This is a genomic window from Phycisphaerales bacterium (genome assembly GCA_040221175.1).
Lineage (GTDB): Bacteria > Planctomycetota > Phycisphaerae > Phycisphaerales > UBA1924 > JAHCJI01.
The window spans coordinates 243647-266153 of record JAVJVK010000007.1; the positions used below are offsets into that span (position 1 = coordinate 243647).

The following is a 22507-nucleotide window of genomic DNA, read 5'->3' on the forward strand; positions in this document are numbered from 1 at the left end:
ATGGCTCCGCCCGGGGAATGGGGCTCAGGTAGGATTGGCCGCATGACGAAACTGACCAGTGGGCCCATTGGTGGCACGGGGCCCGGAGGCCGGCGTTTGGAACTGACGATCGAGTTTCCCATCGGCCCCGATCCCGTTCGGGTGCTCGGGGTGCATGACCGCAATGTACGCCTGCTGCGCGAAGGGCTGGGCGTATCGGTGACGCCCCGCGGGGGGATCGTGCGGATCAGCGGCCAGGAAGAGGGCGTCCGTGCGGCCGAGCGATTTCTCCGTGCGGTGCTTCGGCGTGGCGGCCGGGCGTCGACGCCCGACGTGCTTCAGATGCTGGCCGAGGCCGCGTCGGGTGGACTGATGGCCTCGGAAGGCTCGAACTACCCAGGCGTCTCGACGACGCCGGGCGTGACGGCCGTCGGCCGGGGCGCGGCGCGTATGGCGCCGCGCGAGGGCGAGGCGTGGGAAGGTCCGCTGGCGGTGTATAGCGGCGGGCGGCAGATTCGTGCTCGCACGCCGGGGCAGGAGCACTACCTCGAGGCCATCCGCACGCATGAACTGGTGTTCGGCATGGGCCCGGCGGGCACGGGCAAGACGTATCTGGCGGTCGCCGCCGCGGTGCACCTGCTGCGGACCGATCGCGTGCGCAAGCTGGTGCTCGTTCGGCCGGCGGTCGAAGCGGGCGAGCGGCTGGGCTTTTTGCCCGGCGACATGCAGGCCAAGGTGCACCCATACCTGCGGCCGCTGCTGGATGCGCTGTACGACATGATGGACGTGGGCACGATGGAGCGCTTCCTCGAGAGCGGCGTAATCGAGATTGCGCCTCTGGCGTTCATGCGCGGGCGGACGCTCAACCAGGCGGCCATCCTGCTCGACGAGGCGCAGAACAGCACCGTCGGCCAGATGCAGATGTTCCTGACGCGCATGGGCGAGGGCTCGCGGATGATCGTGACGGGCGATCCCTCGCAGATCGACATCGATGAACCGGCCGGCAGCGGCCTGATCGACGCGGCCCGGCGATTGCGTCGCGTGCGCGGCGTTGCCTTTGCGAGCCTGACTCGCGAGGACGTCGTGCGACACGCGCTGGTGCAACGGATCATCGACGCCTATGGCGAAGAAGCCAAGAAGCCCAAGGCCCCCGCGGCGGCCGACGAAGGAGACGCCTGATGCGTTGGCCCTGGCAGAAGTCCAAGAGCAGCGGTCGCCGCGTCACGCTGCGTCGCGAACGCGCGACGCCCATGGAGAAGTTCAAGCGGCTGCTGACCAATCCGCGGACGGGCTATGCGGTAATCATCGCGTCGGCGGCCGCGGGGCTGCTCACCGTGCTGACGTGGTGGGCCAGCGGACAGCCGCTGCTGGCGATGGGTCGGTTGGCCGACGAGACGGTCGTGGCGCGCGAGGCGTTCAGCATGCCCGACCCGGCTCGGACCGACGAGCAGCGCACGCTCGCACGCGATCGGGCGGCGAGGATCTTCGTGCCAAGGACTGAACTGCGCAGCGTGGTGGAGGGACTGGCGCAGCTGCCGCTGACGCTTCGCGACGCCCAGACGCTCGAATCGGTGGCGCCCGAGATTCGGGCCCGGTTTGATCTTGACGCCGAGGAGTTGGCGGCCGTGCGTGCGCTCGTGGCCGAAGACGGCGTGGCGCCGCGATGGACCGAGGCCATGACGCGGCTCCGTACGGCATTGGAGCGCCGGCCATTCGTCGAGCCAGCAACGTGGCAGACCGAACGGCAACGCTCTGCCCAATTGGGCGGAAGCGAGGCGGGCGAGACGGCCGTTATCTGGCTGATGAACGATCAGGCCGGTTCGACCATCCACACCACGGCGGCGAGCCTGGTGAACGCTGGCAGCCCCGAGGCGCGTCGCGAAGCGGCCGAGCGACTGGCAAGCGACGCCCAGTTGACCGACGCGGCCCTGCGCTCGCTCGTGCTTGGTCGTCTTGCCAACCAGAGCGAGCCGACGTACCGCATGGACGAGGCCATGTCTGCCGCCCGGCAGGCCCAGGCGGTCGAGGACGTGGCCGAGGCCTTCGTCGAGGTGCAGCCCGGGCAGGTCATCGTTCGGCGCGGGGAGCCGGTGGGCCTGGAGACGATCGGCCTGCTGCGCAGCGAGCGCGAGGCGGTGGCGAGGTCGCGCGGCGTGTTCTCGCTTGGCTCGCGGCTGACTGGGTCGGCAGCGGTGTGCGTGCTCATCGTGCTGGGGCTGACGATGTACCTGGCGTGGTATTGCCCGCGCGTGACGCGCAATCCTGAGCGGATGGTGGGGATCGCGGGGTTGTTCGTTGCATGCTTTGCGCTGGCCGTGTGGTCGACGGCGCTCGAGCCTCGCCTCATGATGCTGCTGGCGGTGGCGCCCACGCTGCTGCTGGCGATGCTGCTTGCCATCGCCTATGACGCGCGGGTGGCGCTGGCGATCTCGGCCGGCCACGCGGTGCTGGTGACCGTAGCGCTGGGCCGGCCGTCGTGGTTCGTGCTCATCCCGCTTGCCGGCGCGGTCACGGCCGCGTGGCAGCTCAGCGAGATTCGGGATCGGCGGGCGTTCGTGCGCACGGGCCTGGCCACGGCGCTGGCGCTCACGGCGGCCACGCTGGGCGGCGGACTGCTGGGCCGGCCGGTGTCGGGTCGCGGGTTGCTCGAACTGACGTGGGACATGGGCTTTGCCGCCAGCGGCGGGCTGGCCACGGCGGGGCTCGTGCTATTCATCCTGCCCAGCGTCGAGCGGGCGTTTGATATCACCACGGGCATGAAGCTCATCGAGCTTCGCGACCCCAAGCACCCCCTGCTAAAGGAACTGCAACGCCGGGCGCCGGGCACGTACAACCACTCGATGAACGTGGCGTCGATCGCCGAAGCCGCCGCTGACGCCATCGGCGCCGACGCGTTGCAGACGTACGTGGGCGCGCTCTACCACGACGTGGGTAAGATGAACAAGCCCGAGTACTTCGTCGAGAACCAGGCGGGCGGGCCCAACAAGCACGATAAGCTGAGCCCGGCCATGAGCCTGCTGGTCATCGTGGGCCACGTGAAGGACGGGCTGGAGCTGGCGCGCGAGTTTGGCCTGCCGCGCACGCTGCACCATTACATCGAGGCGCACCATGGCACGACGCTGGTGGAGTACTTCTACCACCGCGCCAAGCAGAAGGCCGCCGACGAGGCCGAGGCCGCGCGCGAGAGCCGGGCGGTGAGCAAGGGCGCTTCGAGCGAGCCCGGCGAGGTCAGCAAGCGCGAGGCCCGCGAGGGCGAAATGGTCAACGAGCCCAGCGAGATGGAGTATCGCTACCCCGGCCCCAAGCCGCGGACGAAGGAGTGCGCGATCCTGATGCTGGCCGACGCCGTCGAGAGCGCCACGCGCACGATGGCCGACCCGACGCCGAGCCGCATCGACCAGCTCGTGCGCCGCCTCGCCCAGAAGCGGCTGACCGACGGGCAGTTCGACGACTGCGATTTGACGCTCAAGGAGCTAGACGCGGTGGGGGATTCGATCAGCAAGACGGTGGCGAGTATTTACCACGGGCGGATTGCGTATCCGGGGGGTGGGGAGAGGCGGGCTTAGCTCGGGGATTCGACCGGGCTCCGAACTTCATACCACTCGTGCAACACGCTCTGCCAATCCTCCAACCCCTTCACCCCGATGAACCGCTTGCGCACCTCGTCCCCCTGCGGATGATGCTGGGCAAAGCGGATGGCGAACTTGCGCATGGTCTTGCCGGTGTGGTATTCGGGGTCGCGCATGTGGGCGTTGACCCTCAGAGCGAGCTCGAAGTGGTCCTTGAGCACCTGCCGCTGCTCGGCGATGGTGGGGGGGCGGGGGTCCTCGCCGGCCATCATGCTGCGGGCCTGGCGGAAGATCCAGGGGTTGCCGATGCAGCCTCGGGCCACGCTGACGCCCGACACGCCGGTGTAGCCGATCATGCGGAAGATGTCCTCGACCGTCCAGATGTCGCCCGAGCCGAAAACGACGCGGCCGGGGCGCTGGCTCACGATGTCGCGCAGCAGGTCCCATCGGCTGGGGCCGACGTACTTCTGCTGCACGGTGCGAGCGTGCACGGTGGCCCATGCGTAACCGAGGTCGTAGGCGGCGTCGAAGATGCGCATGAAGTTGCGCGCCATCTCGGGCGTGTCGTCGAAGCTGCGGCGGATCTTCAGCGTCAGCGGCATGCTCTCGGGCAGCGCATCGCGGACTGCTTTGAGGATCTCAATCGCGCCGTCGGGCTCGGCGAGCCAGTGGCCGCCGCGGGCCTTCTTGGCGATCTTCTTGACGGGGCAGGCGAGGTTGATGTCGATGGCTTGGAAGGATGACTCGCTGATGTGCTCGATGGCCAGTTCGCCGCCCTCGGCCAGCTTGCGATACTCCTTGGGCCGCCGGCTGCCTTGCTCGACCATCTTGATCGCCGCAGCGGCCATCTCGCCGGGGTCGCTGCCCATGATCTGGCCGACCAGTGGGTGGTCGTCCTCGCCGCCGGGCACGTTGTCGTGCAGCTCGCCCAGGTCTGCCTTGGCAAATCCGCGGCCACCGGCCAGCAGGGTGCGGTCGAGCAGGGCCTCGGTGACGCACAGGGGGCAGCCGTGGCGGCGGGCGATGATCCGCATGGCCGCGTCGGAGTACCCGGCTAGCCCGGCCTGATAGAAGGGGGCATCCATGCCCGGGATGGTCGCGGGCAGGTGGGCGTGGACGCCGTCGATGCCGATCTGGCGGGCGACGGCGCGCGCATCGAGGTGTTCGCCGCCGGGGGCGATGCCTGGCGTGGGCTCGGTGGCGTTGCGGGATGCGGTCTCGCAGGACATCGGGCAAGGGTAGTGGACGCGGGCGGATGGCGGGGGCACCATTGGCGATGCGTCGAGGCGTTGCCATCGTGTTTTCGGGCGTGGGATTCGCGGCCATTTTCGCCGGCGGGTGCGCGTCGCGGGGCGAGTTGGACAGCGGCCCGACCTACCCCGAGGCCAGCCGCCGTGTCGAGACGCTGGACATCCACGCCTTCCGCGAGGGCACGAAGCTCCGGCTGACCAATACCACCGGTCGCAGCTTCGGCCCGGGCATGCTCTGGCTCAACGGTCGCTACGGCTACGCCATCGAGGGTCTGGCCATCGGGCAGACCCTGCGCGTGCCGCTGACTCGGTTCGTCGATGAGCAGGGCCGGCGCTTCGGCGCGGGCGGGTTCTTCGCGGCCGAGCCGCCCGAACTGCTGGCGCTGGTCGAGCTGACGGTGGACCAGGGCGAGTCGGAGCAACCGACCAAGTACGGGCTGATCGCAGTAGGCCAGCGGCGGTAACTGCGAAGGCCGGGCCGTATCCTGCGGGCATGGCCAACATCCTCGTCGTCGGACCGCATCCTGATGATCAAGAGCTCGGCATGGGCGGGGCGATCGCCAAGCTGGCCGAGCAGGGGCACGACGTGCTGCTGGTCGACGTGACCAACGGCGAGCCCACGCCGTATGGCGATCCGAAAACGCGGGCCGAAGAGGCAAAGAATGCAGCGACCATCCTCTCGCCCGACCGGGCGAAGTTCCCCGATGCCAGGCCGGTGAAGCGGGTGCTGCTGGGATTGCCCAACCGGTTCGTCGAGCACACGATCGAGAATCGTCACAAGATGGCCGGCGTGATCCGCGCGCACCAGGCGAGCATCGTCTTCACGCCGTTCTTCGAGGATGCCCACCCCGACCACCGGGCCGTCACGCGGATCGTCGAAGACGCACGGTTCGACGCGAAGCTGACGAAGGTCGACATGCCGGTGCCCGAGGGGATGGCCGCGGGAGAGCCGATCTATCCCAAGTGGCTGTTCTACTACTACGCCACGCACCTGCGCTGGGTGGCCAACCCGAGCTTCGTGCTCGATGTCACCGGCTACGTCGAGCGCAAGATCGAGTCGATCCGCGCGTACCACACGCAGTTCGTGCTGCCCGAGAAGAACCGCAAGGTGGTCGACTGGGTCGAGGCGAGCGCGACGTACCTGGGCAGCCGGATTGGGGTTGAGGCGGGGGAGGGGTTCTTTACGAAGGAGCCGGTGGGGCTCAGCGGGATCGATGGACTCGTCGGCTAGAGGTAATCGTCCGCGTTGATCGTCTTGGGCCCCTCGCTCCCCGCCGTGCGTTCGTAGTAGCCGTCGCCCTTCTTCTCGAACTTGGTGAAGCCCAGCTCGCCCAGGCGCTTGTTGCTCATCTGGGTCTTGTTGAGGTCGCTCCACTTGCCGGCGATGGCGGGGGCGCTGATGGCGCGGCGGCAGGGCTGGCCGGTCTCGGGGTGCTTGGTCAGCGGCTCGTCGGCCATGCGCTGGACGTACTCGAAGGTCTCGCCGGTAGGCTCGCCCTTCTTGTCCAGGATCTCGTAGTCGTACGTGGGCATGGACTATTTTACGCCGGAAGGTCGCCCGCCGTTCGGCTGAGCGCTCCGGAGAGGATGAAGGCCAATTCCAGGGCCTGGGCATAGTTCAGGCGGGGGTCGCACGCGGTGGCGTAATTCTCGGACAGTCGCTCCTGCGTCACGCCCGAGGCGCCGCCGATGACCTCGGTGACGTCATGGCCGGTGACCTCCACGTGCACGCCACCGAGCACGGTGCCGGCCTGCTTGTGGGCGGCCATGGTGCTGCGCAGCTCGGCGACGATGGCATCGAAGTGGCGTGTCTTGCGGCCTTCGTCGGTCACCTGGCCATTGCCATGCATGGGGTCGCACAGCCAGACGGCGGGCTCGCCCGACTTCTCGACGGCGTGCAAAATGGGCGGCAGCGCGTCGACCCTGGTCGCGCCCATGCGCGAGATGAGCACGATCTTGCCCGGCTCGCGCTTGGGGTTCAGTGTGCGGAGCAGGGCGACGGACTCGTCGGGGTCGATACTCGGGCCGATCTTGACGCCCACGGGGTTGGCAATGCCGCGGAAGAACTCGACGTGGGCGCCGTCCAGGGCGCGGGTGCGCTCGCCGATCCAGGGCAGGTGGGTGGTCAGGCAATAGAAGCCGTCTCTTCGAGGCACGCGGCGCGTCTGGGCGCTCTCGTACTCGAGGTTCAGCCCTTCGTGGCTGGCGAAGAAGTCCACGCGATTAACTTCCTGCAGCGCGCCCTCGCCGATGAGCTCGGCAAAGCGAATGGCGCTGCGCACCTCCTGGCTCATGCGCTGGTATCGCTCGCGCAGGTCGCCCGAGAGCTGGGCGTTGGTCAGGAAGCGCAGGTCCCACTGCTCGGCGTGGTGCAGGTCAGCAAAGCCGCCCGTCGCCAGCGAGCGGATGAAGTTGAGCGTCATGGCGGCGTGGTGGTAGCCGGCGAGCATGAGGTCGGGGTCGGGCCGGCGGGCATCGGGGGTGAACTCGGCGTGGTTGACCAGGTCGCCGAAGTAGCTGGGCAGCTCGCAGGCCTGGCCTTCGACCTCGCCGGCTTCGGTGGGTCTTGAGCGCGGCTTGGCGTACTGGCCCGCCAGACGGCCGATGCGGACGACCGGCTTCTGCGAGCCGTGGATGAGCACCAGGCTCATCTGGAGGAGGATCTTGAGGGTGGCGGTGATGGTGGCCGGGCTGCACTCGTCGAGGGTCTCGGCGCAGTCGCCGCCGTGGATGACCAGCCGCTTTCCGACCTGGGCGTCGGCCAGGTTTGCCTTGAGTCGCTCGATCTCCCACGAGGTGACCAGTGGGGGCAGGTTGGCCAGGCGCTCGACGGCTCGCTGGAGGGCGGCGGGGTCTTCGTAGGCGATGGCCTGGGCGCGAGGACGGGCCTGCCAGCTGGTGGGCGACCAGGGCGAGCGTGCGGGCGTTGCGGCGGTGGAGTTGGGCACGGCGGGCTTTCTTATGCGCGTGTTTTGCGCGTTTCGGGGTCGTTTTTCTTTTTTTCGTCGGATTCGCTCATGGACATGTGTTGTTGCGTCGATGGACCCTGCGTTCGGGGTTATCCGCCACTGACGGCGGCCGGACGAACTGGACCAGGCCGCACAAACCATATCGCCCGGCTTCGCAGGACCACTCCGGCCCTCCCGGGAACAACCAGAACGCGGCCCGTTTGGAGACTCACGCTATGAAGAGGACATCTTCGACTCGCCGCCGTGCGACCGCCAAGACCGCAAGCCGCACCCATGCGGCCCGGACGGCCCCGTCGCGCCGCACCCGCGCTACTGGCAGCAAGACCGCCGCCAAGCGCACCACCGGCCGGACCGGCGCCCGCAAGAGCACCGCCCGGAAGACCACCCGCACCACGGGCACGACCGCCAAGCGGGCCGCCACGGGCAAGAGCCCGGCCCGCAAGACGGCCAAACCGGCTGCCAAGCGGACCACCGCTCGTAAGACCGGCACCGCCGCCAAGCGGACCACCGCTCGTAAGACCGGCACCACTGCCAAGCGGACCACCGCTCGTAAGACCGGTACCGCCGCCAAGCGGACCACCGCTCGTAAGACCGGCACCACTGCCAAGCAGACCACCGCTCGTAAGACCGGTACCGCCGCCAAGCGGACCACCGCTCGTAAGACCGGCACCACTGCCAAGCGGACCACCGCTCGTAAGACCGGTACCGCCGCCAAGCGGACCACCGCTCGCAAGACCGGTACCACCGCCAAGCGGACCACCGCTCGCAAGACGGGCAGCACTGCGAAGCGCCGCCCGGCTCGCAAGAGCACGGCTCGCACGACGGCCAAGCGCACGACCAAGGCTCGCACCAGCAAGCCCGCCGCCAAGCGCTCGACCGCCAAGCGGAGCACGACCAAGGCCCGGACCGCAGGTCGCACGACCACGGCCCGCAAGCCCAGTGCCCGCAAGAGCCCGGCCCGCCGAGCCACGTCGACGACGCGGAGCCTGACCCTGGCCTCGCGTCGTTCGACCAGCGGTCGTCGCGCCGCCTGAGGCACCTCCTTCACGCCGGACCAAGGACGGTCCGGCCTGCCAGCTACGGCCGGCCCATACGGGGCCGGCTTTTTTTGGCATGTCACGAAATTCCATGCAGATACATGAATAGAGCCGCAGCCAGCGTGATTCGTCACGGACCAAGAGCATCATCCCCACGCAACACAAAGGAGCATCACGATGCCACGCCTGAACACGATCGAGCCCAGCAACGCCACCGGGAAGACCAAGGAGATCTTCGACGGCCCGCTGAAGGGCAAGCACCTGAACATCTTCAAGGGCATGGCCAATTCGCCCGCCGGCCTGCAGGCCTACCTGGGCATGGCCGGGGCACTGGGCGAGGGCGAGCTGTCGGCTCAGGAGCGCGAGGTGATCGCGCTTGTGACGGCCCAGCAGAACGACTGCGAGTACTGCCTGGCGGCCCATACCTACATGGGCAAGGGCGCCGGGCTGACCGAGGCCCAGACCATCGCCGCCCGTCGCGGCGAGCTGGACGACCCGAAGCTGGGCGCCTTGGCGACCTTCACCAAGAGCCTGCTCGAGAAGAAGGGCTTCGCCGACGAGGGTGACCTGAAGGCCTTCAAGGATGCCGGCTACGACGACGGGCACGTCGTGGAGACCATCGCCACCGTGGCGTTGAACTTCTACACGAACTTCTTCAACCACGTGAACGGGACGGACGTCGACCTGCCGCAGGCGCCGGCCCTGGAGACCGCCGGCGCACGCTGAGCCCTGATCGGGACTTGATCAAGATCGGCTGAGCCTCTGGGCCCGGTGCAGGGCCAGGGCGGCAAGAGCCAGCCCCGGCAGTACGAGGAACGCCAGCCCCGCCCAGACCGCTTCGGGCGTGGGCTGGCGCGCCACCAGGCCGCCGGCGGCCATCAAGCCCACGGCGGCCACGAAGCACAACCCGCCAAGGCGGACGGTACGGACGGCCGGGCTCGACCAGAGCCCGGCGGTGGTCTTGCGCGGGTTTCTGGACACGACGGGAACCTCTCTCTTTCGAAGCGCACTGGCCCGGGCAACATCGGTCGGGCCGGGAAGAAGCTATCGACAAACTCGGCCCCAGTCCACCACCTGCGAGTGGCGCTTTGCGCATGAGCGCGGTACACTGTTCGATGCCCGCCGCCGCGACCACCACGCGTTCGAAATCGTCCAAGTTGAAGCTGCCCAAGCCCTTGCGCCCGGGCGGAAAGGACGCGCCCGACTGCCGCGTGTACGTGGGTGATTGCCGAGACCTGTTGCCGAAGATTCCCGAGTGCGCCAGGGGCCAGGTCGACCTGGTTTTTGCCGACCCACCCTTCAACTGGGCCCGTGGCTACGACAAGTGGGACGACGCGATGCCCGACAAGGAGTACTGCGACGTGTCGCAGAGCTTCGGACCGATGGGCGAGGTGACGGCCTTTACGCAGCGCTGGATCGACCTGTGCATTCAGGCGCTCAAGCCCAGCGGGAGCCTTTGGATCAACATTCCCGACGACTGGGCCGCCGAGATCGTGGTGCACCTCAAGCAGCGCGGGCTGCACATGGTCAACTGGTGCGTGTGGCACTACCGCTTCGGGCAGAACACGACAAGCCGGTTCATCAACAGCAAGGTGCACGTGCTGTACTTCTGCAAGGACCCCAAGAACCGCACGTGGAACCCAGAAGAAGTGCTCGAGCCCAGCGACCGGGCGACCACGTACTTCGACCCGCGGACGATGGACAAGAAGGACGGCATGCCCGCCGGCATGCGCCTGCCGATGGATGTCTGGTACGGGCAGTACTGGGGCCGCATCCAGGGCAACAACGCCGAGCGGCGCGGCAAGCACGACAACCAGCTGCCCGAGCTCTACCTGGCCCGCGTCGTGCGCGCGACGAGCAACGAGGGCGACCTGGTGCTCGACCCGTTCACGGGCAGCGGCACGACTGCCGTGGCCGCCACGGCTCTGGGCCGGCGCTACGTGGGCTGCGAATATTCGCCCGACATGGCCAAGAGCGCCATGGAGCGCGTGCGCAAGGGCCCGGTGCGGGATCTGCGGGCGCCGGCACGGGGAACGGCGATCTTCGAGCCGCGTCGCAGGCGACCGGCTGATGGGGCATGACCGCGACGCTGCGCGTGAAGGTGGTGCCCGGCGCGAAGCGCGACGAGGTCATCGGCCCACTGGGAGACCGGCTGAAGATTCGCTTAAGCGCACCGCCCGAGGGCGGAAAGGCGAACCAGGCGGTGTGCGAACTCGTGGCGGCGACTCTGGGCGTCGACCCGCGTAGCGTGCGTGTTGCTCATGGAACAACAAGCCCACTCAAGACGCTGGCCATCGAGGGCTGCGCGCAGGAGCGGGCCGACGTGTTGCTCGAACCATTGTGATCACTCGCAGCCGGCATCGAACTCGTTCTGGAATGCGAGGAAGTCGAACAGCGTAAGCGACCCGTCGCCGTCGAAATCGGCCCCGAGATCGCCCGCATCGAAAGCGTTCTGGAATGCGAGGAAGTCGAAGATGGTGAGCGCCCCGTCACCATCGAAGTCGGCGCGGCAGGGGCTGGCCTCGACCATGTCGGCCACGCCGTCGCGGCGCACGTTGTACTGGTACGTGCGTACGGGCGCGAGCGCTGGGTCGTACACGATCGTGTCCGAGGCGAGTTGGAAGAGGTACGTCTGGTCATCGACCAAGTCGTTGCCGCTCACGCTGATGTCCATGAATCCGTTGCCGTCGAAGTCGCCGATGCTGGGCGACTGCTGGAACGAGGACGCATCGCCCACCGGCAGCGGCCAGCCGGCGATCTGCGTGCCGTCGTGGTTGAAGCCATAAAGCGGGGTGACGGCGGTGTTGTCGTCGACGAGCAGCTCGACGAATCCGTCACCATCGACGTCAGCGACCATGATCTGCGCGTGCACCGCACCCACGGCGCCCGTAACAGGCCAGCCCGGCAGCGGCGCGCCATCGCGGTCCCACACCTGGATGTTTGCCTCGCGCGTGGGCGTCAGCGTGCGATCTCCGATGGCGATGTCGAGATTGCCGTCGCCGTCGATGTCGGCGATGGAGGGGGGCGTGAAGATCGAAAACTCGGTGGTGGTGGGCCAACCCGGGCGCAGGTTGCCGGCAAAGTCGAGCACGTAGACGCGGCCGGTGAACGGATCGACTTCGTTGGTTGTCGCGAACACGATCTCTCGCGCGCCGTCGCCGTCCAGGTCGGCCAGGCCGGCGGAGTTGTAATTCAGCGTCTGGATCGTGCCGCCATCATCGGGCGTGTACGGGAAGCCGGCGAGCGTGTTGCCGTCGGCATCGAACGCATACACGGTGTAGAACGACGAGACGACGATCTCGGGCGCACCATCGCCGTTGATGTCTCCCACGGCCGGTGAAGCGCCGCTCGAGATGTTGTCGAGCACGACGGGGAAGCCAGCGCGCTGCGTGCCGTCGCCCTCAATGGCCGAGAGCTGCGCTACGCCGCCCGAGTTGGCGTTAACGAGGATCTCCAGGTCGCCGTCGCCGTCAAGGTCGGCCAGGGCCGGGCTCTTGAATGGGCCGCCGACCGAAACCGGAAATCCCGGGACGGTCGAGCCGTCCTTGTTGATGGCAAAGACATCGCCGCGGATGCCGAAGAAGAACGTCTGCACGACGATCTCTTCTTCGCCGTCGCCGTCGATGTCGCCGAACGCCGGCGCGCCGAATGTGCCCTGGCCCGGCGTGAGGAACCGCGGGAAGCCGGGCACGTTCGTGCCATCGAGGTTGAGCGCGAACAGGCGGTCCTGCACGACGTGGACCATCTCGAGTTCGGGGTCGGCGTCCATGTTCACCATCATGCCGCCGTCGACCGACGGGCCCGGAGCGATGATGAGGGGCCAGCCGTCGCGGGTCTCGAAGCCGGGCACCTGGGCCGCGGCCGAGGTGGCCAGACCGGCCAAGGCCAGCAAGGCGGGACTGCAGAGCGCGGCTTTCTTGGGCGTAAGCATGTTCTTCTTCCTCTCCGACAGAGTGCGTGGGGTTTGGGCTGGCGCCGCTCGCGATCGGACGCCCGCGAGACGCTTCACGGCACTCTAACGGATTCGGCAGGCCAGCACAAGCGGTTTCCTAAATATTTCTAGAAATCTTTTGATTTGCCATCGGACTTAGTGGCGATTCGTGCTATAAATGGAGCGTGACCGCCGCCGATCCCAGCCCAGCCGCGGCCGAACTCCTTGATGCAGCCGTGGTCGAAGCCGTGACCGGAGTCCGATCGGCGTATGCCGAGCTGTTATCGGCCGTCCCACGTGAAGGCCCGGGGGCCATCGGCGTTGAGCGGGCACTGGGTATCAGCAAGAAGCTGGCGTGGCAGGTCTATCGGGTCGCGACGTCCGACAACCTGGGCTCGGGGGCCCGCGTGCCGGGCAAGGCCGCGACCCGGCAGGTGCTGCTGGCGGCCAGCAAGGCGGGGGTCTCCGCGAGCGTGACCGATCGTGTGCGGGAGGCGACCGACAGGTTCCACGCTGTGGTCAGCCACCACGCCGACGACCGCAGCAGCTTCGACCTCATGGTGCGATCGGTGAGCGGAGACGGCATCGTCGGCCACGATGCCGAGCTGAAGCGGACCGCGTATCGCGCCAACCGCGAGCTCGTGGGCCGGTGCTGCGACGTGGACCTGTTCACGCTGCTGGTGCGACGATCGGACACGCCCGGCCACATGGATATGTGCTCGTTGCGCGGGCTGGCCGGCCTGCGCCGCCTCAGGCCAGACGTGCCGCTGGAGATCTCCCGGCACCGCTTCGATCAGGGCGAGGGGAACGTGCGCACGCGCGAACCAGTATTCGGCGACGCATCCGCGGATGGCCCGGCGGGGCTGGTCGAGGCTTTCTCGTCCGAGCCGCTGCCTTCGATCTCGGCCCTCGTCGGAAAGGACGGTTACACCAGGTTCGTGGCCGAGGTCGATCGGCTGGGCACCACGTCGGCGGTGAGTTGCTACCTGTGCGACATGACGCGGGGCCTGTCGATCCGGTCGCCCGACGGCACCGCGGCGATTGGCAACATTCACGAGGTCGCCACGCCCGCGCAGGTGCTCTATCAGGACATGCTGGTGGACCCGAGCCTGCTGGCCGAGGACGCGTTCGGCCCGGCCCACCCGAGCCTGCGGGTGCTGGCTCGAAGGCCCGAGGCGACCGTGTGGCCCGGCGACGACGCGGGCGTGGTGCTGCCCGTGGCCGAGCGATTGGTGCGCGGCGGGCGGGGCAGCGGGGCGGTGAGCGCACCGGAACTCCCGGCGTATCCCGGCATGATCCGTCAGATCGGCGAGCGGCTTGGCTGGAACGTCGAGGACATGGTCCTGTTCCGCGTGCGCATCGAGCACCCGGTGCTGCACTCGGTGGTCTGGATGCGGCTTGATCTCGAGGGCCGGCTGGCCTCTGACTGAGCCTTCAGCGCGACACGTTGCCGGCCAGGGCGGCCAGGGCCTTGATGTCCTGGTTGTCGACGATGGCGTCGATCTGGGCCTGGGCCACGCCCTTCTGCTTCAGCGCAGCGCGGGCGTTGTTCCAGAGGCGCTTGAGAGCGGCCTGCTTGCCTTCGGCGGTGGCGATGTACAACTCGGACACGACCTCGCCCAGGCGTGTCTCGATGATGGCGTCTTTATTGGCGTAGTAGCGCCCGACGATTTTCTGCTGGTTGGCCGAAAGGTCGGGTCGCTTGGCCATCGTGGGCGGGCGGCTCAGCCGCGACGCGGGCCGCTGGTCTCGCGGATGCGCTTGTTGACGGCCTTACGGGCGGCACGGCGGCGGCGCTCGCTGGGCTTCTCGAAGAATTCCTTGCGCTTGATGTCCTTGGTGAGCCCTTCCTTCTCACAGAGCTTCTTGAAGCGCTTCATCATCTGTTCGACGGATTCGCCACCGCGGGCTTTGATTCGGATCGCCATGAGAGCGTGGACCTCCAGTCCCGATGCCGGCCCCATTCCACCAGGCCCGATTTCAGGAACAGGAAGGGTTGCGGTTGAAACGGGCCAAGTCAAGCCGGCCCGCACTGGCACGGGAAACGCCCCGGCGGCGTAGCCTCGGGCATGCTGGTCGACATCTCCCCGCCGCTCTCGTCCGCCACGGCCGTCTTCCCCGGCGATACCGCGCTCAGCCGGAAGGTGCTGATGGATACGGCCCGGGGCGACCACCTGACGCTGAGCACCCTCACCAGCACCGTACATATCGGGGCCCACGCCGACGCCGAGAGCCACTACAAGCCGGCGGGGCGGTCGATCGACGAGCACCCGCTCGAGCTGTACCTGGGCCCGTGCGTGGTGGCGCCCGTACGGGCGAAGCCGGGAGCGCGATTTGAGATCGACGCGATCGACCAGAGGTGGCTCGACGCGGTCGAAGGACTCGCCGAACACGGCCAGCCCGGCCGGCTGCTGCTCCAGACGGGGACGGGTGGCGACCCCGCGACATTCCCCAGTGATCTGGCCGCCCCGACGCCGGAGATGATCGAAGCGCTGGCGGCCCGTGAGGTTCGGCTCCTGGGGGTGGACACCCCGAGCGTCGACCTGGCTGACGCCAAGGACCTGATCGGCCATGCGGCGTGCGCACGGTCGGGCGTGTCGATCCTCGAGGGTCTCGTGCTGGGCGGGGTCGAGCCGGGCATCTGGGAGTTGATCGCCCTTCCGCTGCGGCTGGTGGGCTTCGACGCGAGCCCCGTGCGGGCCGTGTTGCGGCGATAATCAGGGCTGGATCTGCCGGTTTGCGGCTGCCCATCACAAGAAGGAGCGAGGCATGTCTGTTCGTGAGCCCGTGGTCTGTTGCGAAGCACTCGAGCCCCGGGTGCTGCTGAGCGTCAGCATCGACGTCGATTACAGCTATGACGCCAATGGTTTCTTTGACGCGCCGGAACGCAGGGCCGTCATCGAGGCGGCCGCCGACTACGTTGGGTCGTTGCTGAACGACTCGCTGAACGCCATCGTCCCCGGCGGCGGAAACCAGTGGCGCATCCAGTTCACCAACCCGGCGACGGGCGCCACGGCCGAGATCACCGACCCGGTCATCGACGAGGACGAGTTGCTGCTATTCGTGGGTGGTCGCGACATCGCCGGCGACACGCTCGGCCTTGGTGGCGCCGGCGGCTGGCAGGCGCAGGGCAGCGCGGCGTTCCTGCAGAACGTGGAAGGTCGCGGCCAGAGCGGCGCCACCGGCCCCGAGGGCGGGCAGAGCGACACGAGCCTGTGGGGCGGAAGCATCGCATTTGATATCGATACCAACTGGCACTTCGGGCTGACGACCGAGGGCCTGGATGGCAACGAACACGACTTCTACTCGGTGGCGCTGCACGAGTTGCTGCACGTCCTGGGCTTCAGCGACGGGACCCCGGCGTTCGCCAATCTCATTTCACCCAGCGACACGTTCATGGGCGCGCGGGCCATGGCCGTCAGCGCCGACACGCAGCTTTCCTCGTCGGACCTGGCGCACTGGCGCGAGGGCCTGACCAACGGCGGGCAGGAATCGCTGATGGATCCCACGTTCGCTCGGGGCACGCGGAAGCTGATTACGCCACTGGACTTTGCCGCGATGGAAGACATCGGCTGGGAGTTCGACGCCATGCGCTGGCCCGGTCGGGGCGCGTTCATCGCCACCAGCCCCTTCTCGGGCGAGGGTCTGGCCTCGGGCAACGCCGCCCCGGCAAGCCCCGGGCTTCACTGGGTCGACGTGCGCGAGGACGGACTGCTCGACTTCCGCGTCACCAGCGATCAGCCGGTCACGCTGCGACTGTGGGATTCTCGCGGCCTGGTGGTCGCCGAGATGGCTTCGGCCGACACCCTCACCGGGCTTGGCCTGGTAGCCACCGATCAGGTGTACACGATCGAAGTCATCGCTTCATCGCCGGCCAGCTATGACATGGCAGTTGCGACCGGCGGCTTCGACGAGGTGGCCTACTACCCTGAGGGTTTTGCCTCGCCCGACATCGATCAGACGGTGTACGTGACCAATCCCTCCGATACGGCGCAGTTGTTTACGCTGACGCTGCGGTATGAGCGGGGCGATCTCGGGCGCGATGGCGACGCCGTCGCCGTGGATCGCGTCATCGAGCCGGGCGAGACGATCGCCATCGACATCGCTCGCGACGGCACGTACGCGACCGACGTCGCCACGGGACGGCAGATCCTGACCAGCGAGCCGTACGCGCTCGTGCTGGGCTCGACGGCGCCGCTGGGCGCGGCCATCGAGCACGCCGACGTCTTCAACGGCCAGCGCATCACCACCGCCGAAGACTTCACCCGCCAGACGAGCGCGACGTGGCACCTGCCGCGGGTTGAAAAGGTGTTCAACGTCTCGGACTTCCTGGTGTTCTACAACCCCAACGAGCACGATGCGCAGGTAACCGTGACGTTCGTGGCGCTCAGCGCACGCCTGACGCTGAACCAGACCATCCGAGCCGAGGCGCGCGGCGGGCTGAATATCCAGGCCATCGGCGCCCTGGCGCAAGGCAACTTCGGCGTGATCATCACCAGCCAGGCACTCGACCCGGCCGACCAGAGCGCCCACGACGGCATCGTGGCGGATCTCTCGCACTTCGACGGCATCGACGGCGTGGGCTGGACGGCGCTGGGCACGCCGGGCAACCTGCCCGTCTCCAACCTCGCGCCACTGGCCGACATCCCCAACTCGACGACCGAGCTGTTGATCTTCAACCCGGGCACGACCACGGCGCGGCTGTCGCTCGTGCGCACCACCTCGTCGGGCAACGAAACGCTCGCCGAGCGCTTCGTGCCCGTGGGCTCCACCAACGTATTGACGCTGCCCAACGCGGCGGGCTATCGCTACGAGTTCACCAGTGGCACGGGCGTGGTGCAATTCGTGCAGCGGACCGATACGGAGACTTTCAGCGGCCGGGCGCCGGGTGCCGCCGCGTTCGACATCGCATTCTCGGCCACGGCCTTCGACGCCAGTTCGGCCGATTCGCTGCTGCGTCTGGGCGTGTACAACACCGACATGGTGAGCCTGGCAAACATTACCATTCGCTTCCTGTTCGAGACCGGTCCGGAAGTCACCGAGTTCGTCCAGGTGGGCGGGCAGAACTTCCGCACGATCGACCTTGGCGCATACCAGTCGCTGCGGGATCGCTCCGGCGACCGCCTGCTGGCCGTCCTGCTCGAGTCGAGCGAGCGCATCACGGCGCTGCTGGCCGCGAGCGACGGTGATCTGGGGTGGGCAAGCGGAGGCCTGCTGCTGCCGGCGTAACTACGCCTCGGGTCGCATGAATGGGAAGGGGATGACCTCCCGCAGGCTCGCGCCCCCGGTCAAGAGCATCGCCAGGCGATCGATGCCAAGGCCGATGCCGCCGGCGGGGGGCATGCCCACGCGCAGGGCGCGCAGGAAGTCTTCGTCCAGCGTGCGGAAGGTGTTGTCGTCGGCCTGAGCGCCGGCAAGCTGCTGGCGGAACTTGGCTTCCTGAATGTGCGGATCGTTCAGCTCGGTGTAGGCCGGGCCAATCTCCATGCCGGCGATGAACAGGTCCCACCGGCCGGCCAGCTCGGGGCGATCTTCCAGCGGGCGCGTGAGCGGGCTGGTGGCGCTTGGGTAGTGCAGCACGAAGGTCGGGCGCGTCTTGTCGATCAACGGCTCGGCCTTGTCCTCGAACAGGCGGTCGACCAGCAGCCAGTGGTCGGTGGTCGCCGCGTCGGTGTACTCGTGCGCGGCCTTGCGGACGGCCGCCTCGTCGAACATCGAGCAGCCCACGGCCTTCTCGAACAGGTCGCCGTACTCGACCTGCACGAACGGGTCGGCGTAGTTGATCTCGAGCCCTTCCCACGGCATGGCCTTCGTTGTTGCTTCGGGGTAGAGGCCCTGGTACGCCGGATCGGCGCAGACCATCTCGGCCAAGCGGCGGACCATGCTCTCGGCCAGCTCGAGCATGGTGTGCGCGTCGCCGAAGGCCTGGTAGGCCTCCATCGAGGTGAACTCGGGGTTGTGCCGGCGGCTGAGGCCTTCGTTCCGGAAGTTGCGGCTCATCTCGAAAACGCGCGGCATGCCGGCGACCAGGAGGCGCTTGAGGTACAGCTCGGGCGCGATGCGCAGCGAGAGGTCCATGTCCAGCGCGTTGAGGTGCGTGACGAATGGACGCGCCGCCGCGCCGCCGGCCTGGGCCTGGAGCACGGGCGTCTCGACCTCGGCAAAGCCGCGCTCTTCCATGAAGGCGCGTACGTCGCGCACGATCTTGCCGCGCAACACGAGCCTGGCCATCGCCTCGGGGTTGGACCACAGGTCGACGTAGCGACGGCGGAAGCGGGCCTCGGGGTCGCTCAGGCCGGCGTGTTTCTCGGGCGGGGGCTCGATGCTCTTGGCGCCCGGGCGCAGGTCGCCGGCCCAGATGGTCAGCTCGCCTGCGCGGGTCTTCATGAGTGGACCCTCGGCCACCACGATGTCGGCCAGGTCGGTGTGCTTGGCCAGTTCGAAGCCCGCCTCGCTGCAATCGCGCTTGCTGACGGCGATCTGCAGGTCGCCGGTGGCGTCGCGCACATTGAGCCAGACCAGCTTGCCGTTGTCGCGATGCAGCACCACGCGGCCGGCCACGCGCACGCGCGTGCGGTCGTCGTGCGCGGGCGGCACGTCGGTGCTGGGATCTTCCTTGAGCTTCGCCTTGCGATCGGCCTCGGCCTGCTGGTGGGCGGCGTCGGCATCGGCGTCGTACAGCTCGTGCGCGCGGGCGAGTTCGACCAGCCCGTCCTCGCGCACGCCGTAGGGCTTCATGCCCGATGCGGCGATCGCCTCGCGGTTGGCCAGCCGCTGGCGGACGAACTCGTTGTCGGCTTCTGGCTGGGCGGGCGTGTGATCTGTGGCGGTATCGGTCATGGGCCGCGATTGTAGGGGAAGCGGCTCAACCAGGATCGCGGTCCTCACCTTCGATGGCCATGGCGGCGGGGCTCTGGGCCCGGACGCGTCGCAGATCGTCGCCGTCCTCGCCCGATGTGTCGGCCGTGGTCTTGCACCACAGCTCGAGCCGGGCGCCCACGGGCCGCATGGCGATGAGACGCACGCGTCGCCCGTCGCCCAGCGACTGCGAGGCGTCTTCGATGAGCGGGGTCTTGCCCTCCAGGGCGCTGAAGATGGCCTTGGTCTCGGGCAGCGTCAGCAGTGCGGGCGGCACGTACTGCTCCTGGTTTCGGCGGAGGTAGTCGAGCAAGACGCCCGCGGGGAGGGTCAGGCGACCCACGCTCACGGTCCGGGCGGGCAGCCATAGTGCGCCGTCTTCGTCGATGATGGGCTCGACGACGGCCGAGATGTAGCGGACCCCATCGGGCATGCCCACGCGCAGGCCGATGGCGATGAAGCCGTCCATGAACTCGACCTGGACCTCTTCGAGCTCCTGCGGCCAGCCGACGAGCTCCCACTGAGCGGCCACCCAGTCTCGCATGGTGGTGTTGAGCCAGGCGTTGGCGTCATTGGCGCCCACCCAGACGTGCCATCGCTCCTGGCCGGGCTCGCGGCGCTGGTACAGCGCGTTCCACAGCCCGTTCTCGATGGCAATGGCGGTCTGCTCGGTGCGTGGGTCTTCGCGGTGCACCGTGCGCCACCAGGCCGGGGCCTGCTCGGACAACGAGAAGGCAACAACGGCCGCCAGCGTGAGCACCGCCACGAGCGACAGGGCCCCGATGACCAGCCATCGGCTCAGACCGCTGATCTTCAAGCTCCAGAGCCGATCGGGCATCGTTGTTCATATGGTGGGTCGCATGGGTCCGCCGATCAAGCCGCCCATGCCACAACGCACCCAGGCTGTTGGTCATCCCTCGTCGTTGGCGGGGTCGTGATCGGCCCGCAGCCGAGCCAGCAGGGGGTGGTCGCGCTTGGCCCACATCGCCTCGATGACCGCCTCGGGCACCATGCTCCGCAGCACATCGGGGTCCTTGCCCATCGCGGCGATCTGCTTGATCAGGCTGCTGCTGATGTACGCGAAGCTCTCGCCGGCCACCATGAAGGCCGTCTCCAGCCCGGCCAACTGCCGGTTGGTCACCGCCTGCTGCACCTCATACTGGAGGTCCGACAGGTTCCGCACGCCCCGAAGCAGGGCCGCAGCCCCCTGGGCCTTGGCGAAGTCGACCGTGAGCCCGGTGAAGACCTCGACCCGCACCGGGGCGTGCTGGGGCTCTTCCTGGCACATCCGGGCGACCAGGGCCCGGGCCATCTCGGCCCGCTCCTCGGCGGTGAAGAGCTGGGGCTTGCTGGGGTTATTCCCGATGGCCACCACCAGCTCATCGAACAACGTGCGGCCGCGGCGGATGACGTCGAGGTGGCCGAAGGTTATCGGATCAAAAGACCCCGGATAGATGGCAACGTGCGGGCCGGGCATCGGCCATCGTACCAGAACCGGCCGCCGGCGGCACGGGCTGGATCGATCGTGCGGGCTCCGGGCCACGAGGGCCGCTCAAAACCATTCCCAAGCGGTGGGCGAAGCCGGCCGTGCAATGGACATTGTGGGTGTTCGGCCATCGGCCTTTGGCCGTGCCCAGCGTCTGGGCAGTCGTGGCCGCATCCCCCTGCACCGGCCCCGCGTCGTGTTCTCACGGCGCGGGGCTTTTTTGGCGCCTGATTCGAGACCTCTGGACTTGCATCCGCATCGGATTTCGGTCAGACTGTGGAGATGTTGTTCAGTCGATTCATGTGCACTGCTGCTGCGATGCTCGCGATCGCTCCTGGGGCGAGCGGCCCGTGCACGCCCGAACAGGTCTATTCGCCTTCCGCTTTTCCCAACGATTTCGGTGGCAGCATCGAGCTCAATGACCCCCACCTGCTCGTCGGGGACGGTGGCGAATACTCGATCTGCGGTGATCCGTTCTGCAGCAACGGCATGGTGTTTGCCTACGAGCGCGGGCCGGACGGTCAGTGGGTGTTCGCCGATGCGATCACGCCAGTGGGCTTGGGCGTCTTCGGTGGTTTTGGCAGCCGGGTCGTACTCGACGGCGACCGCTTCATGTCCGTCTCCGCCGAGACGGCCGGGCCGGGCGTGGCCGCGGTGCACGAGTTCGTGTACGACGGCGAGCGCTGGATCGAGGGGGAGACGCTGCTGGGCCCCGACGGCCGCAACCTTGTCAGCGTCATGGCCCTGCGTGGCGACACCGCCTTCATTCTCGACGATCGGGAGAACCTGCTGCGATTCCGCATCACCGACGAGGACGACTGGGAATACGTCGACGAGTTCCGCAATCCCGACGTGCCCGTCGGTCGGACCTGGTTTGGCCCGACCGTTCTGGACGACGACTGGGTCATCGTTTCCGCTGCCAACGAAGCAGTCATCGGGCCAAGCGCAGGAGCCGTGTACGTCTACCGCCGCACGCCCGACGACGGGATCGAATTCCACCAGAAGCTGATAGCCCCCGACGCGCTCGAGAGCCCGCGATTCGGCGGCTGGATCGAGATGCAAGGCGACGAGTTGCTGGTCGGGGCGCCACTCTCGGACCGCGGCGTCGAGAACGAGGGCGTCATCTACGAGTACGAACTGATCGATGACGCGTGGGTGCTGCGCGGCGAGATCCGCCATCCCGATCCGCAGGTCGGAGACCAGTTTGGCCGGGCGATGTCGCTGCGGGGCGATCGGCTCGTGGTCAACTCGATCACCGACCGCACGCCGTTGAGCGGCGGCGCGGCGTACCTCTTCGAGCGCGACGGCGACGGATGGTGGCGGCACGTGGCCGACCTGTTCCCCACTTCGCGGACCGGCCAGTTCGGCGCCGACGTTGAGATCTAGGGCGACACCATCGCCATCGGCTCGCCCGAGACCGTCGTCGGC

General features: G+C 68.0%; 22 protein-coding genes. 12 read left to right on the top strand and 10 right to left on the bottom strand.

Features of this window, described 5'->3' with window-relative positions; translation table 11 throughout:
* The first annotated feature begins 42 nt into the window (after positions 1 to 42).
* Positions 43 to 1158 carry a PhoH family protein gene (locus RIE32_08670; protein ID MEQ9096321.1) on the top strand — a complete coding sequence of 372 codons (1116 nt, stop codon included), beginning with the start codon at positions 43 to 45 and terminating at the stop codon, positions 1156 to 1158.
* Positions 1158 to 3545: an HDIG domain-containing protein gene (locus RIE32_08675; GenBank protein MEQ9096322.1), complete on the top strand. Its 2388-nt coding sequence runs from the start codon at positions 1158 to 1160 to the stop codon at positions 3543 to 3545. Before RIE32_08670 ends, RIE32_08675 begins: the two co-directional genes overlap by 1 nt.
* Here RIE32_08675 and RIE32_08680 read toward each other — a convergent pair.
* On the bottom strand, positions 3542 to 4777 hold the full coding sequence (locus RIE32_08680; protein MEQ9096323.1) for a tRNA-dihydrouridine synthase family protein: 1236 nt from the start codon (positions 4775 to 4777) through the stop codon (positions 3542 to 3544). The genes RIE32_08675 and RIE32_08680 overlap by 4 nt on opposite strands.
* Before the next feature lie 47 nt (positions 4778 to 4824).
* Between RIE32_08680 and RIE32_08685 the strand changes: the two genes are divergently transcribed.
* Both RIE32_08685 and RIE32_08690 read left to right on the top strand, forming a co-directional pair.
* Complete coding sequence (locus RIE32_08685; protein MEQ9096324.1) at positions 4825 to 5262, top strand: hypothetical protein; 438 nt, start codon at positions 4825 to 4827, stop codon at positions 5260 to 5262.
* Between the two features lie 29 nt (positions 5263 to 5291).
* On the top strand, positions 5292 to 6029 hold the full coding sequence (locus RIE32_08690) for a PIG-L family deacetylase (GenBank protein MEQ9096325.1): 738 nt from the start codon (positions 5292 to 5294) through the stop codon (positions 6027 to 6029).
* Here RIE32_08690 and RIE32_08695 read toward each other — a convergent pair.
* Positions 6026 to 6331, bottom strand: a complete 306-nt coding sequence (locus RIE32_08695; protein MEQ9096326.1) for a hypothetical protein — start codon at positions 6329 to 6331, stop codon at positions 6026 to 6028. The genes RIE32_08690 and RIE32_08695 overlap by 4 nt on opposite strands.
* A gap of 8 nt (positions 6332 to 6339) precedes the next feature.
* Complete coding sequence (locus RIE32_08700; GenBank protein MEQ9096327.1) at positions 6340 to 7746, bottom strand: 3-deoxy-7-phosphoheptulonate synthase class II; 1407 nt, start codon at positions 7744 to 7746, stop codon at positions 6340 to 6342.
* Positions 7747 to 7982: 236 nt separating this feature from the next.
* Here RIE32_08700 and RIE32_08705 point away from each other — a divergent pair, with 236 nt between their 5' ends.
* The gene (locus tag RIE32_08705; protein MEQ9096328.1) at positions 7983 to 8801 is read left to right on the top strand and encodes a hypothetical protein; all 819 of its coding nucleotides are present in this window, start codon (positions 7983 to 7985) and stop codon (positions 8799 to 8801) included.
* 180 nt (positions 8802 to 8981) lie between these two features.
* Positions 8982 to 9530, top strand: a complete 549-nt coding sequence (locus RIE32_08710) for a carboxymuconolactone decarboxylase family protein (GenBank protein ID MEQ9096329.1) — start codon at positions 8982 to 8984, stop codon at positions 9528 to 9530.
* Positions 9531 to 9548: 18 nt separating this feature from the next.
* Here the strand turns inward: RIE32_08710 and RIE32_08715 are convergent, their stop codons facing one another.
* Complete coding sequence (locus RIE32_08715; GenBank protein MEQ9096330.1) at positions 9549 to 9785, bottom strand: hypothetical protein; 237 nt, start codon at positions 9783 to 9785, stop codon at positions 9549 to 9551.
* Between the two features lie 134 nt (positions 9786 to 9919).
* Between RIE32_08715 and RIE32_08720 the strand changes: the two genes are divergently transcribed.
* Entirely contained in the window at positions 9920 to 10885 is a 966-nt protein-coding gene (locus RIE32_08720) for a DNA methyltransferase (protein ID MEQ9096331.1), read from the top strand.
* Positions 10882 to 11148 (top strand): DUF167 domain-containing protein, encoded by a 267-nt coding sequence (locus RIE32_08725; GenBank protein ID MEQ9096332.1) that lies wholly within the window; start codon positions 10882 to 10884, stop codon positions 11146 to 11148. Before RIE32_08720 ends, RIE32_08725 begins: the two co-directional genes overlap by 4 nt.
* Here RIE32_08725 and RIE32_08730 read toward each other — a convergent pair whose 3' ends face one another.
* Positions 11149 to 12735: a VCBS repeat-containing protein gene (locus RIE32_08730; GenBank protein MEQ9096333.1), complete on the bottom strand. Its 1587-nt coding sequence runs from the start codon at positions 12733 to 12735 to the stop codon at positions 11149 to 11151. It abuts the gene before it with no gap.
* Between the two features lie 185 nt (positions 12736 to 12920).
* Here RIE32_08730 and RIE32_08735 point away from each other — a divergent pair, with 185 nt between their 5' ends.
* Positions 12921 to 14165 (top strand): hypothetical protein, encoded by a 1245-nt coding sequence (locus RIE32_08735; GenBank protein ID MEQ9096334.1) that lies wholly within the window; start codon positions 12921 to 12923, stop codon positions 14163 to 14165.
* A gap of 4 nt (positions 14166 to 14169) precedes the next feature.
* Here the strand turns inward: RIE32_08735 and RIE32_08740 are convergent, their stop codons facing one another.
* Together RIE32_08740 and rpsU are read right to left on the bottom strand one after the other, a co-directional pair.
* Positions 14170 to 14445, bottom strand: coding sequence for a hypothetical protein (locus RIE32_08740; GenBank protein MEQ9096335.1), 276 nt, complete (start codon positions 14443 to 14445; stop codon positions 14170 to 14172).
* Between the two features lie 14 nt (positions 14446 to 14459).
* Complete coding sequence (rpsU, locus tag RIE32_08745; GenBank protein MEQ9096336.1) at positions 14460 to 14663, bottom strand: 30S ribosomal protein S21; 204 nt, start codon at positions 14661 to 14663, stop codon at positions 14460 to 14462.
* A 141-nt stretch (positions 14664 to 14804) separates the two neighbouring features.
* Between rpsU and RIE32_08750 the strand changes: the two genes are divergently transcribed.
* Complete coding sequence (locus tag RIE32_08750) at positions 14805 to 15452, top strand: cyclase family protein (protein MEQ9096337.1); 648 nt, start codon at positions 14805 to 14807, stop codon at positions 15450 to 15452.
* Between the two features lie 52 nt (positions 15453 to 15504).
* The gene (locus tag RIE32_08755; protein MEQ9096338.1) at positions 15505 to 17964 is read left to right on the top strand and encodes a hypothetical protein; all 2460 of its coding nucleotides are present in this window, start codon (positions 15505 to 15507) and stop codon (positions 17962 to 17964) included.
* Here RIE32_08755 and lysS read toward each other — a convergent pair whose 3' ends face one another.
* The 3 genes from lysS to coaD all read right to left on the bottom strand — a co-directional run bounded on the left by lysS (position 17965) and on the right by coaD (position 21070).
* Positions 17965 to 19575 carry a lysine--tRNA ligase gene (gene lysS, locus RIE32_08760; protein ID MEQ9096339.1) on the bottom strand — a complete coding sequence of 537 codons (1611 nt, stop codon included), beginning with the start codon at positions 19573 to 19575 and terminating at the stop codon, positions 17965 to 17967.
* Between the two features lie 25 nt (positions 19576 to 19600).
* Positions 19601 to 20431, bottom strand: coding sequence for a hypothetical protein (locus RIE32_08765; GenBank protein MEQ9096340.1), 831 nt, complete (start codon positions 20429 to 20431; stop codon positions 19601 to 19603).
* Between the two features lie 72 nt (positions 20432 to 20503).
* Complete coding sequence (coaD, locus tag RIE32_08770) at positions 20504 to 21070, bottom strand: pantetheine-phosphate adenylyltransferase (GenBank protein MEQ9096341.1); 567 nt, start codon at positions 21068 to 21070, stop codon at positions 20504 to 20506.
* A gap of 309 nt (positions 21071 to 21379) precedes the next feature.
* On the opposite strand from coaD, the gene RIE32_08775 reads away from it, so the two are divergent.
* Entirely contained in the window at positions 21380 to 22465 is a 1086-nt protein-coding gene (locus tag RIE32_08775) for a hypothetical protein (GenBank protein MEQ9096342.1), read from the top strand.
* Positions 22466 to 22507: the final 42 nt, after the last annotated feature.